This window comes from Methylobacterium sp. WL64 (assembly GCF_008039945.1).
In the GTDB taxonomy this organism is placed as follows: domain Bacteria; phylum Pseudomonadota; class Alphaproteobacteria; order Rhizobiales; family Beijerinckiaceae; genus Methylobacterium.
Map to the genome: position 1 here is coordinate 1 of NZ_VRVA01000118.1, position 14,406 is coordinate 14,406.

Below are 14,406 nucleotides of genomic sequence, written 5' to 3' on the forward strand. Positions count from 1 at the left end.
TGGTTCAACCGATTCCGTCGATTGCCCATCCGCTACGAGCGACGCGCAGACATCTACGAGGCCTTCACGAGCCTCGCCGCCAGCCTCATCACTCTCAACCAGATCAGACGGTTCTGTTAGGCGCTCTTAGTCCTCAGTTGCGCCGTCTACCCGAGGCTTGTTGACGGTTTTCGCTGCGCTGGTTCGGCGCGAAACCCCTTCTCGGTCCAGTTGTCCGACTGATGGCTATCTCTCATCGTAGCCTCAGATCGTGACAATTGGCATCGCCACTATGGGGAACCGAGCCATTGGTTGACGAAAAGTGAGGTGCACGGCGCATTCTGGATCGGATCGCTTTATCGCTCGGGACGAGTGTGTCCACCCTGTACAGCAGCAGCGGTTCAGAACCACAGCGGGCTCAACAGGCGGCAGAACTCGTCCGCTCGTTCGAGGCGGTTGTAGATGCTGACGATCGGCAAGCTTGCCTGGACTTCGTTCGCTCCATCGCGGCAGGGAAACAAGGGACCTGACGACCGGCGATTAGTGCATCTCCGCAGGACCGTGCCGCACCTCGCGTTCGGCTAGGAGCCTCCCGAGTTCGAACAGCGTGGCGTCGATCAACGTCTTCAAGGTCGGCGAGTCCAGCCCTTCCGCCAAGGGCCGTACCGCGATCAAGGCATCTGCGATCCGCTCAATCGCCTGCACTGTTTGATCCGCCGACGTTGGGTCGGCTTGGCGACTATCAGTGATGTCTGCGGCAAGGCCAATGCAGCGAGCCCCACCACCGTCCCGGCCTGCTTCGACCCGCCCCCGAGCAACGATCCAGTGCACCACTCCCACCTTATCAAGGGTCCGGAACTCGGCTTCGAAGCGGCCCTCGGTGCTGTGTGCTTCGTGCACGAGGTGACCGACATGCTCTCGGTCCTCGGGATGCACGCCTTCCAGGAAAGCTGACAGGGGGACTCCGGTCGCGGCGTGATCCTCATCTAGGGCGAGCAACCGGGGGAGCGCACCTGTGAATTCGACGGTCTGGGCGTCGATGTCCGTCTCCCATGTGCCGACGTAACCTGAAGCAGCGAGGGCGGACTGAAGCGGTAGTGGCATCAATGAACTCCGAAATCAGGTCTCCCGCGGACGTCAGTGTCGCCGTAACACATGGCGTGTGGGGGTAGTTCCTGAGGTTCGCACCTCTCCAATGTAGCTCCCACGCCGCCACCGGTTCAGGACCTTTCAGCTTACCACGTCGGGCTGATGAGGTAGCTCGATCATGGGGGCGGACATCAGATCGCGACCACCCTCGGCGAGCGCCTGGAGGACTGCGACGGCGGCTTGGTGCCGAACCCGGCTGGCATCGTTCCGGACTTCGATGGTGACTTCGATGGTTAGCGCCATCTGTCGGGCCGTGGCGACAGTCGGATCTCGGTATCGCTATCAATGCGGATCCAGGAATGACCGGACGCCGCCGGGATTGCGGACGGGACAGTGTTCTTGCCGGTCCCTCGGTACGGGTAGGCGTTGAGATTTCGACATGCGAGGAGATCACGTACCAACGAAAACACGGTGTCGAAGGATCCTACAGCTGACCCTCGCCCGCCTTGTGCGGATACGGATGTGAGCGAGATCCGTGTGGTCAGGGGCACTACCTCGCCTAGGAGCCCGTCCGAGTAAACCTCTCGATGGCAGGGCCTGGGGGTGATTCACTCGGCTCATGGCCAAGGTGTTTCGCTCCTGGGATGTCGATCAGGGCTGGCTGCTGCCGCCCTCGCTGCATGAGTTCGTGCCGCCCGGGCACATGGCGCACTTCGTCCGCGACACGGTGCGGGAAGCGCTCGATCTTTCGGCCATCCTCGACACCTACAGCGAAGAGCGCGGCTACCCGCCCTACAATCCGGGCATGATGGTGGCGCTCCTACTCTACGGCTACAGCCGCGGCCTGTACTCCTCGCGTCGGCTCGCCCGGGCCTGCGAGGAGCGGGTCGACGTCATGGCGGTGACCGGGCTGAACCGGCCGGACTTCCGAACCATCGCCGACTTCCGCAAGCGCCACCTCGTGGCCCTGTCCGACCTGTTCGTACAGGTGCTGCGTCTGTGCCGGGCGGCGGGTTTGGTCCAGTTCGCCCACGTGGCGGTGGACGGCACCAAGGTAAAGGCCAATGCCTCCAGCCACAAAGCGATGAGCTACGGACGCATGAAGACAGCCGAGCCAGCGCTGGGCGCCGAGGTCGACGCCTGGCTGGAGCAGGCGCGTGAGGCGGACGTGGCCGAGGATGAGGCGCAGGGTGCGACCCGTCGTGGGGACGAGACGCCGGACTGGATGGCCGACAAGCAGCGACGGCTGGAGACGATCCGTGCCGCCAAGGTTGCGCTGGAGGCGGAAGCGGTCGACCTTGCCCAACCCCGAGGACGAGAGCGGGCCGGGTGCATCCTCGGGCATGCGTTGGCAGGGGCGGCCTCTGCGCGGTGAGGACGGCGGTCCGCCCGACCGGGCACAGCGCAACTTCACCGACCCGGACACCCGCATCCTGCCCACTCGCGACGGGTTCGTGCAGGGCTACAACGGGCAGATCGCCGTCGATGCCGCGCATCAGGTGATCGTCGCGCACCGCCTCGTGACCAACTCGGCCGACTCCCGCGCCCTCGTGCCGCTCGTGGACGACGTCCACGCTTATCTCGGGCGCAAGCCGCGAGAGCTCTCCGGCGATGCCGGCTTTGCCAACGAAGCGAACCTCGTCGCGCTGCAGGAGCGGCGGATCACAGCCTACCTGGCTCCGGGTCGGGCGCGTCATGGCGAGGCGGACGCGGCCGGCCGTCGGAGGCTGACGAAGATGCCGTTGATGAGCGCGATGGCTGTGCGCCTGAAGCGGGCTGGCCGCCGCAGCCGCTATCGCCACAGGAAGCAAGTGGTCGAGCCCGTGTTCGGGCAAATTAAGCAGGCCCGGGGCTTCCGACAGTTCCTGCTCCGCGGCCCCGATCAGGTCCGGGGCGAATGGGCGATGATCTGCACCGCCCACAACCTCCTCAAGCTGGCGAAGGCCGGGCACTGAGCCCAAAGCCGACCCACACGTCTGCCCAGACTTCCACGCTCATCCCACCTCGTGAACTCGTTACTCGGACGGGCTCCTAGCTGTAACTGTGAGCCAAGAGGGCGACAACGCGATCGTCTCGACACACGCCCCCCGTGCTCGCTTTCTTGAGCCCATGCTCGGCCACATTGCCAGACCTACGATCCGCAAGTTTTGCCTCGGACCTCCGCATCGCGCAGCATCCCGCAGAACTTGCCCGGATCGAACATCTGCCGCACCTGCAGCAGCGAGATTGGCCTAGCGCAGCGCTTCCAGCGGCGCGTGATCAAAGCGTTCGCATAAGGGTTGGCTTACGGAACGTTGCGCGGCGCAACGGAGAGCGGCTGCTTTCGATACAATTTTGTAATGGAGGTTGATCAGAGAGGATCCCGAAATTTTTTATTTGCTCCGCCGGCATACGGGCTGCACTGTGCACATGACAATGCTCCGGGCGAACTTAGTTCATTCGCCGAAGCGGACGGTCATGATTTATTAATCATTCAGCGTTGCACTGGCAGTTGTCCGCAGGGCTTGCTATGCGCCACATCCAAATCGAGCCGGGTCTACGCCTGCGTTTTGCCGGCCGCGACGAAGCTTTCAACGAGGGCGTCGAGATTGGATTGCTGGCGGCCAACATGGCCGCACACGCGGGTGAGTTTACAGCGACGCTCGCCAGCACGACTCTCCCCCAAGCTCGCACTCTGGCAGGTGGCTTGAGCTACCGTGTCCACGTCGTTGAAGACGATGGGACCTGGGCGAAGGTGATATTCCTCACCGGTAGCCGGCGCCCAAAGCTACGGTTGGTCGGGACTGACGAGTTTCAGCGCTTCACAGCGACGTAGCGCGTCGGCTCCGCTAAATCATGCCAACATTTCCGCACGCCATCATCGCCCCCTGCGCACAAGGCATCTCGCCGAGCGTTGCTCTGCGGACGGAGGTGCGCGTGGCCGACATCGCAGTAGACCCGACTCAGCTGCGCCAGATCGTGGCCGGTATGAGCGAGGGTGTGATCCTGATCTGCCCGGATCAGACGATCACCTACGCCAACCCCGCTGCGTTGGCGATGCACGGCGTTGCGGCACTCGACGACCTCGGCGGGACGGTGAGGGAGTATCGCCGCAACTTCGTGATCAACTACCGCAATCATCACGAGATCGGCCCTGTGCAGCACCCGCTTGATCGGGTTCTAGCTGGCGAACGCTTCCATGATGCAGTCGTCGAGGTGCACCAAGCGCGCGACCCAGAACGGGTGTGGATGCACCGTATTCGCAACATCGTGACCCTGGACGATCAGGGAAGGCCGAGTGCGCTCGCATTGATCCTGCAGGACGTGAGTGACCGCTACGAGGCGGAAGCGCGGTTCGAGGCGATGTTCCGCGCAAACCCCGCCCCGGCTATCATCTGCCGTCTGGCTGATCTGCGCTACGTCCGGGTTAATCGTGGCTTTCTGGACCTAACTGGCTTTGCACACGAGGACGTCGTCGGTCGCTCGTTCAGCCAGATCGACCTGCTCACGGGGGCCGAGCACAGGGCCCAGGCGATCGAGCATTTGCACGCTGGCAAAACCATCCCGCAGATGGAGGCGTGCTTGCGTGTGCCGAAGGACGCGGAGAAGTACGTGATCGTGGCCGGTCACCCGATCGCCATGCCGGGCGGAACACCGGGCATGCTGTTCACCTTCGCGGATCTGGAGGACCGCCGAAAAGCCGAAGCCGAGTTGCTCGCAAGCCAGGAGCGGTTCGCCAAGGCGTTCTCGCTCAATCCGATCCCCACCGTCCTCCTGAGCGCGGACGAGCACGTCCCCTCCAACGCGAACGAGGCCTTCGAGCACCTGTTTGGGACATTGAAGAACCGGGATGCCGCGGCGGCTCTCTGGATTGATGAAGGCGAACGGGAGCGGTTCCGGAGCGAGCTCGATGGTCGCGGCCAAGTCCGCGGCTTTGAGGCTCGCTTGCGGATGCGTGACGGCGAGGCATGCACATGCTTGCTCACCGCGGTTAGGGTGACAATCGACAGTGCTCCATACGTGTTGTGCGCCGTGCAGGACATCGCTGAACGGAAGCGTAACGAGGCTGAGTTGATCCAAGCCATCGAGGCGGTGATGGGCGACGCGTCCTGGTTCAGCCGCGGTGTGATCGAGAAGCTCGCGCTGCTGCGAAACCCGTCCAAGGATGGCGCCGAACCGATCTCGGTCGAGGAACTAACAGCACGCGAGCGGGACATGCTCACGCGCATCTGCGCCGGGGCGAGTGATGCCGCGATCGCCGCCGATCTCGGGCTCGCGCCGAATACGGTCCGCAACCACGTGACGCGGCTGTACCGAAAGCTCGGGGTCAACCGACGCAGCGCCGTCGTGGTCTGGGGACGTGAGCGCGGGATCGGTGCCGAACCGCTGCACGGCAAGCCAAACACGCGCAAGTTGGTGCGAAAACACCAAGCGGATTAGTGTAGAACACCCGCATGTAAATCTGCGGAACTTTGCGTATTCCGAGCCTTTGTTAGGGTATCGACACGCTCACTCCGAGCATTTCGTTCATGAACTTCAGTGTTCAAGCGAGGTGTTGCCGGATGGGCCGTTCTAACAAGGGTCTCTTGCCCGAGCATGCTCGGGCGCTGATCAAGCAAGCGATCGGCATCATCAACGGTGATCCACGGATCGTGGCGGAGGCGACAGTCGAGATCGCCGCGATCCGGGCCGATCGTTTGTCCGAGAAGCAGGTGCGAGGCGGTCATCGCCGCCGCACGAAGCCCCCCCCGCCTTGCGCCACCTGACCTTTCCACACCGCACGCAATCACGGAGACGCTCGATGTCGCTACTCGCCTGGATCGTGCTCGGCCTCGTGGCCGGCTACATCGGCAGCAAGGTTGTCAACAACACCGGACAAGGGCTGCTCGTCGACATTCTGCTCGGAGTGGTCGGGGCCGTCGTCGGCGGCTTCCTGTTCAACCAGTTTGGTGAGCCCGGCGTCTCGGGGCTGAACCTCTACAGCCTGATCGTCGCGGTCGTCGGCGCGATCCTGGTGCTGTGGCTCTACCACGCCCTCGTGGGACGTCGCCGGGTCGTCTGATCCCGCAAAACTACCATCCCCGATGCCGCTGCAACCACCTCGCGGCGCAGACCCGGAAGAACCGACGATGCGCCAAAGATTCAACGCCGACCTGGCTAAGCGGGCGACGCGCCGGCCATGAGCACGAACGAACCCGATACGCACAAGCCACGTCTGCCAGGTTGGCAGGATGAAGCGACGGCGCAGATCACGGGCGGTGAAATGCACACGATCTCGGTGGTCGAAGAGACCGCCCGCATCGAGAAGCATGTCGTCGAAACCGGCCGGGTCCGGGTCAGAACCGAGACCGAGACTCGGGATCAGATCCTGCGTGAGAGCCTGCGCAGCGATAGCGTCGCGGTAACCCGGGTACCGGTCAACCGCACTCTTGCCGACGGCGAGGCTGCGCCGGTGACCCGGGTCGAAGGTGGCGTGACGATCATCCCGGTCTTGGAAGAGATCCTCGTCGTCGAGAAGCGCCTCGTCCTGAAAGAAGAGGTGCACATCCGTCAGACCTCCGCGGATGAGGACGTCGAGGTCCCGGTGACGCTGCGCAAGCAGCACGCCGTGGTGGAACGCGTGAGCCCGGACGGCCACGCCAGCGAACAGATCGATTCCCTTTCGGCCCAGGAGAAAACATCATGACGCAGACGATCACCGCGCTTTTCGATCGGCCGGCAGAGGCACAGGCTGCTCAGGCCAAGCTCGTTGCCGCCGGTATCCCGCAACCAGCGATCAAGCTGGTGCAGGGGGCCCAGAGTCCCCGCACCAGCGGCTCGTACGACTACCGGAAGGACGAAGGCGGCTTCTGGGGTTCGCTGAAGGACTTTTTCATGCCTGAGGAGGATCGCTACGCCTACAGCGAGGGCCTGAGCCGCGGCGGTACGCTGCTGACCGTCAGCGTCGAGCCGGCGCAGACCGAGACGGCCTACGACATCCTGGAGCAGCACGGCTCGATCGACCTCGAGCAGCGCGAGACCACGTGGCGCAAGGAAGGCTGGAGCGGCTACTCGGCGGGTGGAGCAACGGCGGCCAGCTCGACCACGGGCACGACGGCGACAGCTTCGACGACTACAGGAACGACCGCTACAGGTGCCGCAGCCCTCAAGGGTGCCGGAACGGCGACGGGCGAGACCGACTACATCCCAATCGTCGAGGAGCGGCTCAACGTCGGCAAGCGCGTGGCTGAAAGCGGCCGGGTGCGGGTTCGCTCCTACGTCGTCGAGAAGCCCATCGAGGAGCAGGTCACCCTGCGTGAGGAGACCGTGCACGTTGACCGGCGCGCGGTCGACCGGCCGGTGACGGCGGCCGACCAGGCCTTGTTCGAGAGCAAGACCATCGAGGCGACTGAACTGCACGAGCAGGCGGTGGTGTCGAAGGACGCCCGCGTCGTCGAGGAAATCGGCATCCGCAAGGATGCGGGTCAACGCACTGAGACCGTGACCGACAAGGTCCGCCGGACCGAAGTCGAGGTCGAGGACGAGCGCGGTAACGTCAGTCGTACCGGCACGACCGGCACCGCGACGACCGGTACCCGCAAGCCGGTCTGATTGACCTGAATGGCGCTGCCCGGAGTCTCAATGCACCGGGCAGCGCACCGTGCTGAAATCCGATTTCTGATCGGCACGTCCTTCTATCGCAACTATAACAACAGGTCCCGCCATGTCCCTGAAGCGCTCGATCCTTTTTCTGTTGCCGCTGCTCGCGGCGGCGCCCGCATTGGCGCAGACGACCGTGACCGGTCAGCCGGCGACGGGGGGGGCCTCTAGCGCGACGTCCGGCGGGCAGAACGCCGTGACTCGGCCGAACACCGATCATGCCCACGACGGCAACTCAGCCAGCACTGGCACATTAGCGAACGCCAAGTTGGAGAAGGGCGCCAACAGCTTCACCGAGGGTGAAGCCCGCCGCCGCCTCGAGAAGGCCGGCTACCACGAGGTCAAGGACCTGAAGAAGGACGGCGACGGCATCTGGCACGCCAGCGCGATGTTGGACGGCAAGCCCGCCAGCGTCGGCTTGGACTTCAAAGGCAACGTCGCCGTCCAGTAGACGCCACCCGTCTCAATCTGCTCGCTCGACCCTTTCGGAGTCCTCCCATGCCCACGCAGACCCTCTCTGCCCTGTTTGACCGCTACGACGACGCTGCGGCGGCCGTGACCAAGTTGGAGGCGGCCGGCGTGCCCCACTCCGACATCAGCCTCGTCGGCAACAAGACGGAGACGACCACAGCTGGAACCGGTGATACGGCTGAACATGCCGCCACCGGCGCGGGAACCGGCGCGACCCTCGGCACCATTCTGGGTGGGGGCGCAGGCCTTCTGGCGGGCCTCGGACTGATGGCCATCCCGGGCGTCGGCCCTGTCGTGGCTGCGGGCTGGCTCGTGGCGACGCTGACGGGTGCGGGCATCGGTGCCGCGGCGGGTGGTTTGACCGGCTCGTTGACTGGCGCCGGCGTGAGTGAGACCGATGCGCATGCCTACGCCGAGGGCGTGCGCCGGGGCGGCTCGCTACTGACCGTAAAGGCCGACGAGGCCCATGCCGCTGTAGTCGAACGCATTCTGGAGGATCACGGCGCCGTCGATCTCGACACGCGTACACAGGGTTGGGAGAGCGAGGGCTGGAGCAGCAAGACGGCCGGCGAGGCGCGCGGCGACACCTCGACCCTGATCGGCTCGAATGCGGCCGCGGGCTCAACCGTGCGCGAGACTGATGTCGTCAGCGCCCCCCTGGCCGGTACAGATACCCGGACGTCCGGTGCTCGTCGGGTGCGTGTCTACGATCACCCGGTCTGATCATCGGGTTGCATGTGTCGGCGCAGCCAACACGACCAACCCGGCCAGCGGCTGCTTTGAGAGTACAGGTCATGGGCCTACTCGACAGGATCATCGGCAGCGTGGTCGGCGGCAACGCCACCGGCGGGACGGGAAGCAACTGGGTAAGCTGATGCTGACGAAGCGATCTCAAGAAGGCGTCGAGATAGTAGGTCCGTCAGGAGCAGATCAGGCACGCTCTATGGGGGAGGCCGCCGCTACATCCTTTGAGGAGAGCGGCGGCCAGCTCAGAAACATGAACCGGGCCGCGCTCGCTCGTGATCTCGCAGGAACCCTCGAACCACTCCTGAGCACGTGCACCAACGCGGAGTGGGTTGAAGCCATCAATGCCCGACTGGACCGGTTGGAAGGCGACACCGATAAGTCAGGACCCCGACTTGAACGGTTCACATTCAATGGCGTCGCTGAGATGACGACACCGATCCCGTAACATTTTCAACTACCGGCGCTCTACGCCTCAACGGCGTCCTTAGCCTTCCGCGGCCGACCGCCAGTGCGCTTGAGCTTGTCGGAGACGGTCTCCGCCGGCTCAGCAGCCTTCGGGGCTGCCTTCTTGCGCTGCTGGCCGAGGCCAAGGCTGCGGGCGAGCGCAGAGCGTTGCTCGGAGTAGCTGGCGGCTGTCGAGGGGTAGTCGCGCGGCAGCCCGTAGCGCTCGCGGTACTGCTCGATCGTCATACCGCTCTTGCTGAGGTGGCGCTTCAGCGTTTTGTACGGCTTGCCGTCCACGAAGCTGATCAGCGAGTCAGGGGTGATCGACTTCCGGATCTGCGCAGGCGTGGGCTTGTCGGCCGCTGGCGCCGCAGGAGCGCTGCTGTTGCCAAGCCCCGTGAGCGCAGCGTGCGTGTTGGCGATCAGGGTGGCGATCTCGGCAGGCTGCAGATGGTTGTTCGAAACGTAGGCTGAGACGAGATCGGCCGTCAGCTCGATATAGTCTGTCGCCCCGCGCTCAATCGTGTCCAGGCTCTCGTCCACGTCATCAGCTCCGATTTTTGGAGCCACATCCGCGCATACCGCAGCCCGAATGGCAAGCATGCGTACTGATAAATTTTGCTATCGCACAGCAACGGACCGCCGTTGCTGGTGAGCTTTCTCTTGGCGGGTGATATATCTAACCGACTGCTTCGGTCAGCATCTTCGATGGGGATAATCATGACGGGGCTACGATCCTGAGACGCCCTCCTCGCCGCATCACGCTGCCGCGTCGAGGAGAACGGAAGACCTTCGAGCTATGCCGATCGGCAGGAGGCGACCGTGCGGGCCCCTATGGAGGCTCCGGTGCGGACCGTGGGCGGCGAGATCGTTCCGTCCGATGACTTCGTCACCAGGACCCTGCCGGCTATCCTCGACACGCTGGTGAGCCACGATGCCGTAGCGGCCGATGCCAGCCGGGTGTCAAACAGCATCGACATCGACCGGCAGGGCGACGCGTTCGAGGTCTCGATCAACACCCGCGAGGAGAACCGGGACCGTGCCGAGCGCATCCTGACAGGCTCGCCGCTGGGCAACGATCTGCGACACGCTAGAGAGCAGGCTGCTGACTTCGTTCAGGCCAATCGCTCCCTTGCCGTTGACCTCTCGGCGCTGGCCGGTTTCGCGCTCTTCAGCCTGACGAACCGACGCTGAGATTGGTCGCGAAGGAGGGATGCCTATGCCTGCTGGCGAGTGCTGCAGTTCCGGATCCGGAACGGAGCTCGGCCGCCGGCCCCCTCTTATCCATGGCCCATACACAGCTTTGCCTGATAACGTCCTCTACAACGGCTATTAGGCAACCTTTCAGGCCTATTCTCATCGTACACCGCCGCTGAGACCTACTTGATGACCGCAGTTCCCGCACGTCCTCATCGTCAATCCGTGTCCAGATCGGCGGTGATCTCGCACGACGGGTGGATGACCGGGTGCTCCGTCGCCGATATCTCCGTTGGTGGAGCGCGGCTGCTGGTGTCTGGCTCTGTGACGGTGCCAGACCAATTTGAGCTTCAGACCTCCCTATCTGGTAATCTGCGCCGGTGCCGAACCGTATGGCGCGAGGAGGGACAGGTCGGCGTCGAGTTCGTCGATTGGGTTTGAGCCTCGATCGTGACGGTGGTGATGAGAGCCATCTGCCGGACCGCCCTCGTGCAGGCGCTGTAGGCGACCGTGGTGGGTGGTGGCCTGAGTGGAACGCGAACCTGCCAGGTCCGTTACTGCCCGAGCTTTGGAGGATACCGTCGTGAGGAATATCATTGCGGGCGGACTCATTGCAGTCGGCCTTTTCACCGTCCCAAGCCTGCCGGCTTCAGCGCAGAGCCTTGATATCGGACCGGGTGGGGTGAGGGTCGACCCGCGTTCATCGCGCGAGCGCGACCGAGATGAAATGCGCCGCGAGGACCGTCGTGAGGAGTTCCGCGACGGGCGGCGCGATCCGCTCCGCCGCGAGGAGCGCCTACGCCGCGAGGACGATGACGAGGATTGATCTGCATCAAGCTTGGATCATCGATCTATAAGCGGCGGGGTATGAGCCCCGCCATTTTTATGGGTCCGATTACTAAATCGATCGCGCCGCGAGTTCTGTCGCCGCAAGTGCTCAATCCAAGCCGCTGCGGAACCGTGAGCCGGTATCGCGGCTATGACGATCCCTAGAAGTTAGCCTTCTCCTACACGGGATCGCGAAATCGACGTTATGGACCCGGAGCCAGGCGCGTAGCCCGACTAGGATTGATCGTCTAGTTTTCGGTGGCTCCGCGCGCAACGCGAGCCATAGCGATTAGCTCTGCTGCAGACAATTTGCCATCTGCGGCGTGCCCCAAGCCTACACCGAACAGCAGCAGGCCGGGTGGGTTCGTCCGAACCGGGTTTAGCTTTCGCCTTGGCTGTCCAGCATTCCTACCGATCGCATCCGTCGTGGCGCTGTTCATCTGCGCGGAGCGATCTGCGGGCGCGGCTGAGGAACTGCGATGGTCACAAGCTTGCCGGTGGTCGGGTCTAGGATCGTCACAGGCATCCCTCCGTTGCTGCCCTGCCTAGGCAGTCCCGAAATGTGGTCGAAACTTGACCGTTCGAGAGGCCGTATACAGTTTTCAACTCTAATATTGGAATAACGCGATCATCGAGTGCTACATTCGGATATGGATGGTCAAATTTGATGGATCATTTTCAGGCGTATCTCATCAGGTGTTCCCGGCAAAAGCAGTACCCCATGCCGTGTTATATGGCCGGCAGCTCGTCAGTTTCAGCCTGGGCGTGCCCGGCTTCTTCTGACCATTCGTCATAGAGGCCCATGCCGATCCAGCGCGAGCACCGTTTCTTCTATCCCATCAACTGGCTGCAGTTATCGGCCCTGGTGCGCTTCCGGCGCGCCGGCGGCCGCTGTGAGGGCTGCGGGCGGCCGCATGGCCACATGGGATCTACCATCTCGGTGACGGCCGCTGGTGGAATGCCCAGGCAGCTACGTGGCGCGATGGGCGAGGACGCCGGGTGCGCCTCGCCCCCGGCGCCGTCAATGCGCTGGCGATCGCGCGCACCACCCACGTGGTCCTAGCCGCCGCTCTCCGGGATCGCGACACAGCCAACAACGTGTTGGCCAACCTCGCTGCCTTCTGCCAGCGGTGCCACATGATCCACGACCGGCCGGAGTACCGGCGTCGGTGGCGTACGCTGTTCCGGCGGAAGGCACTGGGTGACCTATTCGGCGGTCCATATGGGTGAACTTTAGAATGAACGCGGAACACGGCGAGTGGGTGACCGTGAACATCGGCAGGTGCCAGCCGAGTGTCACCGGCTTCCGTGAACAGAGCGTGTTCCAGTGACGGACCGTTAACCATGCGGGCGCAGGATGGCCGCAGCGATCGGCCTGCGGGCTGAGCGCCGGCAGAGCAGCGCCGAGGTCTATTCCCCCCTGGCCTTGGTGCGGCCTCGCCGGCGCAGTCGCATCTCTCTGGCAGCCGACGTGCTGCCTATGCCGTGCTTCCCATGAGCAGGTTCCGCTACGTCGGCGATGAGGGCAGGACGGTCGCATGATCAGCCGCCCGGCTCAGATGAGGTGCGAGAGGTAGCACCCTCGGCTCGCGTCACGACCGGGGTCGGAGCCGAGCGGCCTAATCGCTCCCCTGGAGATCAACCTTGGGCGCGCTTGAAAACATCAGAGGCCGACAACGAGGGCTGGTCAAGCGACTTAACGTAAATCGCCGACCCGGAACAAATTTCCAAGCCGGCGATTACTAAAATGCGACGCAGCATGGCGTGTTGCACCGCAGCCCTCCCAAGGGCGTTTCCTCCCTAGACTTCAGGCCGCACTTCGAGGCGGTCTTTTTTTGTCTAGGTGCTCATTAACGCAGGTTATGTGATCGGGTTCAAGGCAGTTCTGCTCAAATATTAGACCGAGCACTTTCATGCGCCGAAGCTCGCGGCTTTAAATTTCGGGCTCCAATACATCACGCTACCTACGCTGAGGGCCGCTGTTTTCACATCGGACGCCCCGCACGAGGCTCCATAGATAGATGCCGGATGCGACGATGGCGCAGGCCAGGATGCCAAGCGCTTGGGCGGCTGGAAGGCTCATGTAGCCCAGTCTGTCGCTTCGCTGTCGCGGGAGTGTTTCCCGATCAAGCAAGGCGATCACGAGCCAGTGAGGCTCTACGCTTCTGTGCTATCCACCCTACAACTGCACGCGCCGCACTTGGGTCGCTGTCCAAGCCCCGCCCCGAGCCGCCGGGATCCCGCGAGCGTTGAGTGCCGCCGCGATGCCACCAAGAATGATGGTTCCGGTCGCGCGCAGCTCGGCCAGCACAGGCACCAAGTCGGCCAGCCGTGTATCTGCCCCCGCCGCCTGGGAGCGCCTGCCGGCCTCCCCAGCAGCTGCCGTGAGTATGGCCTCTGTACCCGCCTAGCACCGTCCCTCGCGCCTTGGCAGCCACCAGGGCTGCCTTGGTCCGCGCGGAGATCATGCGGCGCTCCTCCTCGGCCACCAGTTCCATGATGCTCACGGTCAGCCTGTTAGCGTGGGGCATGTCCGCGGCAACGAAGTCCACGCCGGCCTTCTCAAGTCCCAGCAGGAAATGGGCGTCCCTGGACAGGCGGTCGAGCTTCGCGATCACCAGCCTGGCGCTGTACAGCCGGCATGCGCGATCGCGTGTGCCAACTCGGCCGGTCGGCGTGCTTGCCGCTCTCTGTCTCGGTGAACTTGGCAACTACCGCGGACCCAGCCAGGAATGCGGTCAAGGCCTGTCGCTGCGCGTCCAGATCCAGGCCGGACGCCTCCTGCTGGGCGGTGGACACCCTGTAGTACGCCACCAGCTTCTCGAGGCGCATGCCGTGACCTTTGCACCAACGTTGGTTGACGCCGATGTCAGGCCTGGCTGGCGCGAGATTGTTGAACGTCCGTTAACAAGGTCGCGGCGGTCGCTACCGATGGTGGCCACTGGTGCCGGTCAGTAATCATGCGGTGTCGCTACGGCCTCGCCAATCAGGCGAAGCCGAACGGCTGCGGGCCGGCCCCTTGAGGGCTCGGCC

At 63.8% G+C, this 14,406-nt stretch carries 14 protein-coding genes and 3 pseudogenes; 12 read left to right on the plus strand and 5 right to left on the minus strand.

From position 1 onward, the window contains the following. Positions 1 to 120, plus strand: a pseudogene (locus FV242_RS27950) (IS5/IS1182 family transposase); the annotation flags it as partial. A 399-nt stretch (positions 121 to 519) separates the two neighbouring features. Here FV242_RS27950 and FV242_RS27955 read toward each other — a convergent pair. Both FV242_RS27955 and FV242_RS35210 read right to left on the minus strand, forming a co-directional pair. Continuing rightward, positions 520 to 1,083 carry a PAS domain-containing protein gene (locus tag FV242_RS27955; protein ID WP_147941214.1) on the minus strand — a complete coding sequence of 188 codons (564 nt, stop codon included), beginning with the start codon at positions 1,081 to 1,083 and terminating at the stop codon, positions 520 to 522. A gap of 126 nt (positions 1,084 to 1,209) precedes the next feature. Next, positions 1,210 to 1,371, minus strand: a complete 162-nt coding sequence (locus tag FV242_RS35210; RefSeq protein ID WP_210248969.1) for a hypothetical protein — start codon at positions 1,369 to 1,371, stop codon at positions 1,210 to 1,212. A 316-nt stretch (positions 1,372 to 1,687) separates the two neighbouring features. On the opposite strand from FV242_RS35210, the pseudogene FV242_RS27960 reads away from it, so the two are divergent. From FV242_RS27960 to FV242_RS28000, 8 genes and pseudogenes are all read left to right on the plus strand, one after another. Further along, a pseudogene (locus FV242_RS27960) lies at positions 1,688 to 3,023 on the plus strand (IS1182 family transposase). 961 nt (positions 3,024 to 3,984) lie between these two features. Then, positions 3,985 to 5,487 carry a PAS domain S-box protein gene (locus tag FV242_RS27970; RefSeq protein ID WP_281407110.1) on the plus strand — a complete coding sequence of 501 codons (1,503 nt, stop codon included), beginning with the start codon at positions 3,985 to 3,987 and terminating at the stop codon, positions 5,485 to 5,487. Positions 5,488 to 5,576: 89 nt separating this feature from the next. Then, on the plus strand, positions 5,577 to 5,813 hold the full coding sequence (locus tag FV242_RS27975; RefSeq protein ID WP_147941217.1) for a hypothetical protein: 237 nt from the start codon (positions 5,577 to 5,579) through the stop codon (positions 5,811 to 5,813). A 35-nt stretch (positions 5,814 to 5,848) separates the two neighbouring features. Then, positions 5,849 to 6,109, plus strand: a complete 261-nt coding sequence (locus FV242_RS27980) for a GlsB/YeaQ/YmgE family stress response membrane protein (RefSeq protein ID WP_147941218.1) — start codon at positions 5,849 to 5,851, stop codon at positions 6,107 to 6,109. A 201-nt stretch (positions 6,110 to 6,310) separates the two neighbouring features. Next, positions 6,311 to 6,733 (plus strand): YsnF/AvaK domain-containing protein, encoded by a 423-nt coding sequence (locus tag FV242_RS27985; protein ID WP_246692916.1) that lies wholly within the window; start codon positions 6,311 to 6,313, stop codon positions 6,731 to 6,733. Further along, the gene (locus tag FV242_RS27990) at positions 6,730 to 7,638 is read left to right on the plus strand and encodes a YsnF/AvaK domain-containing protein (protein WP_147941220.1); all 909 of its coding nucleotides are present in this window, start codon (positions 6,730 to 6,732) and stop codon (positions 7,636 to 7,638) included. The genes FV242_RS27985 and FV242_RS27990 overlap by 4 nt, the downstream gene beginning before the upstream one ends. Positions 7,639 to 7,750: 112 nt before the next feature. Next, positions 7,751 to 8,137 (plus strand): hypothetical protein, encoded by a 387-nt coding sequence (locus FV242_RS27995; RefSeq protein ID WP_147941221.1) that lies wholly within the window; start codon positions 7,751 to 7,753, stop codon positions 8,135 to 8,137. 47 nt (positions 8,138 to 8,184) lie between these two features. Next, positions 8,185 to 8,880: a general stress protein gene (locus FV242_RS28000; RefSeq protein ID WP_246692913.1), complete on the plus strand. Its 696-nt coding sequence runs from the start codon at positions 8,185 to 8,187 to the stop codon at positions 8,878 to 8,880. A gap of 489 nt (positions 8,881 to 9,369) precedes the next feature. On the opposite strand, the gene FV242_RS28005 is transcribed toward FV242_RS28000, so the two are convergent. Beyond that, positions 9,370 to 9,891, minus strand: coding sequence for a MucR family transcriptional regulator (locus tag FV242_RS28005; RefSeq protein ID WP_246692914.1), 522 nt, complete (start codon positions 9,889 to 9,891; stop codon positions 9,370 to 9,372). Positions 9,892 to 10,203: 312 nt separating this feature from the next. Here FV242_RS28005 and FV242_RS28010 point away from each other — a divergent pair, with 312 nt between their 5' ends. From FV242_RS28010 to FV242_RS28030, 3 genes and pseudogenes are all read left to right on the plus strand, one after another. Continuing rightward, positions 10,204 to 10,542: a hypothetical protein gene (locus tag FV242_RS28010; RefSeq protein WP_187278593.1), complete on the plus strand. Its 339-nt coding sequence runs from the start codon at positions 10,204 to 10,206 to the stop codon at positions 10,540 to 10,542. Positions 10,543 to 10,734: 192 nt separating this feature from the next. Continuing rightward, positions 10,735 to 10,986 (plus strand): PilZ domain-containing protein, encoded by a 252-nt coding sequence (locus FV242_RS36395; RefSeq protein ID WP_147941223.1) that lies wholly within the window; start codon positions 10,735 to 10,737, stop codon positions 10,984 to 10,986. Positions 10,987 to 12,175: 1,189 nt separating this feature from the next. Next, a pseudogene (locus FV242_RS28030) lies at positions 12,176 to 12,603 on the plus strand (hypothetical protein). Between the two features lie 896 nt (positions 12,604 to 13,499). Here the strand turns inward: FV242_RS28030 and FV242_RS36310 are convergent. Then, positions 13,500 to 13,991 (minus strand): recombinase family protein, encoded by a 492-nt coding sequence (locus FV242_RS36310; RefSeq protein WP_306440330.1) that lies wholly within the window; start codon positions 13,989 to 13,991, stop codon positions 13,500 to 13,502. Next, positions 13,936 to 14,205, minus strand: a complete 270-nt coding sequence (locus FV242_RS36315; protein ID WP_306440331.1) for a recombinase family protein — start codon at positions 14,203 to 14,205, stop codon at positions 13,936 to 13,938. The genes FV242_RS36310 and FV242_RS36315 overlap by 56 nt, the downstream gene beginning before the upstream one ends. Positions 14,206 to 14,406 lie beyond the last annotated feature (201 nt).

Coding starts and splice junctions, on each gene's coding strand:
- FV242_RS27955 (WP_147941214.1), bottom strand. CDS start 1,083: ATGCCACTACCGCTTCAGTCCGCCCTCGCTGCTTCAGGTTACGTCGGC.
- FV242_RS35210 (WP_210248969.1), bottom strand. CDS start 1,371: ATGGCGCTAACCATCGAAGTCACCATCGAAGTCCGGAACGATGCCAGC.
- FV242_RS27975 (WP_147941217.1), top strand. CDS start 5,577: ATGAACTTCAGTGTTCAAGCGAGGTGTTGCCGGATGGGCCGTTCTAAC.
- FV242_RS27980 (WP_147941218.1), top strand. CDS start 5,849: ATGTCGCTACTCGCCTGGATCGTGCTCGGCCTCGTGGCCGGCTACATC.
- FV242_RS27985 (WP_246692916.1), top strand. CDS start 6,311: ATGCACACGATCTCGGTGGTCGAAGAGACCGCCCGCATCGAGAAGCAT.
- FV242_RS27990 (WP_147941220.1), top strand. CDS start 6,730: ATGACGCAGACGATCACCGCGCTTTTCGATCGGCCGGCAGAGGCACAG.
- FV242_RS27995 (WP_147941221.1), top strand. CDS start 7,751: ATGTCCCTGAAGCGCTCGATCCTTTTTCTGTTGCCGCTGCTCGCGGCG.
- FV242_RS28000 (WP_246692913.1), top strand. CDS start 8,185: ATGCCCACGCAGACCCTCTCTGCCCTGTTTGACCGCTACGACGACGCT.
- FV242_RS36395 (WP_147941223.1), top strand. CDS start 10,735: ATGACCGCAGTTCCCGCACGTCCTCATCGTCAATCCGTGTCCAGATCG.
- FV242_RS36315 (WP_306440331.1), bottom strand. CDS start 14,205: ATGCGCCTCGAGAAGCTGGTGGCGTACTACAGGGTGTCCACCGCCCAG.